Annotated in this window: 1 protein-coding gene and 1 pseudogene; one reads left to right on the forward strand and one right to left on the reverse strand. The window is 57.9% G+C overall.

The window, feature by feature from the left end:
* The first annotated feature begins 420 nt into the window (after window positions 1–420).
* Entirely contained in the window at window positions 421–624 is a 204-nt protein-coding gene (locus B2828_RS01700) for a hypothetical protein (RefSeq protein WP_479631944.1), read from the forward strand.
* 63 nt (window positions 625–687) lie between these two features.
* Here B2828_RS01700 and B2828_RS01705 read toward each other — a convergent pair.
* Window positions 688–837 (reverse strand): annotated as a pseudogene (locus tag B2828_RS01705) (SAM-dependent methyltransferase); the annotation flags it as partial.

Consider the following 837-nt stretch of genomic DNA (forward strand, 5'->3'; position numbering starts at 1 on the left):
GGCGGCGTGGCCTTTCGGGGTATTGGGATACTCTGGTTTTAGCCCGGCGAAAGCCAGGGCGAGGGTCTTTTTGGCAACGTCCACACCGATGTGAATCGGGGCGGATTTAGCAAGCTCATGACAGGGTGGATTCATAGGAAGGGTTTTGATAGATCTTCTGTTGGATAGGTTTAACTCGGCCTTGTAATGCGATCAGAGGGCTGCAGGGCCCTCGATCAGGCAACTCTTCGAGTTTGAACCGGTCGACCTCAGCGGGGATCCGGCTCCCGGTCAGACTTGTAAGTCTTGGGCGGCGGCGTATGTCCAAGCCACCGGCCAAAGGTCGTCGCGGCTGTTTTTACACGGCTTATCAACTCCCGGCCTCCTTCGGATCCACTGAAGGAGGCTGAGTTGTAAAAAACCAAAAAGACAGCAATGGATATGAATATCACCCCAGGGTCCGAAAACCCGCCCGCCCGTTGGTATTATGCAGTGGGCGAACATGGCGTGGCAGGCCCGGTCACGTTCGAAGCTCTCCACTTCCTCCTTCTGAAAGGTGAGGTCACTTTTGAGACACCGGTGCTCCCGGAGCGTGGCGGCGGGCCTTGGCGGCCTTGCCGAACTGCGTTTACCGGCGAGAAGTGATGCTTTTTGCGCGCTCGGTTGGCCCGCAATGGAGTTGCGGGAACGAGATGATGCGTCAACGCTTCACCGCGCCATCAGCGCAAACACACCCCAGCCCAGGTATTCACGCGTGTAAGCGGCGTAGCGCTCGGGTTCGGAGGTCAGTTGGGCTCGAACTTCTTTTGCAAACTCGTCGCCGGGATTGGCTTCAAGCCAGCGGCGCATGGTGAGCCA

The organism is Spartobacteria bacterium UBA695, from assembly GCA_002298145.1.
Taxonomy (GTDB): domain Bacteria; phylum Verrucomicrobiota; class Verrucomicrobiia; order Chthoniobacterales; family Chthoniobacteraceae; genus UBA695.

What these genes read in the sequence shown, in the direction of transcription:
- B2828_RS01700 (WP_479631944.1), top strand. Translation starts at nt 421, where the DNA reads ATGAATATCACCCCAGGGTCCGAAAACCCGCCCGCCCGTTGGTATTAT.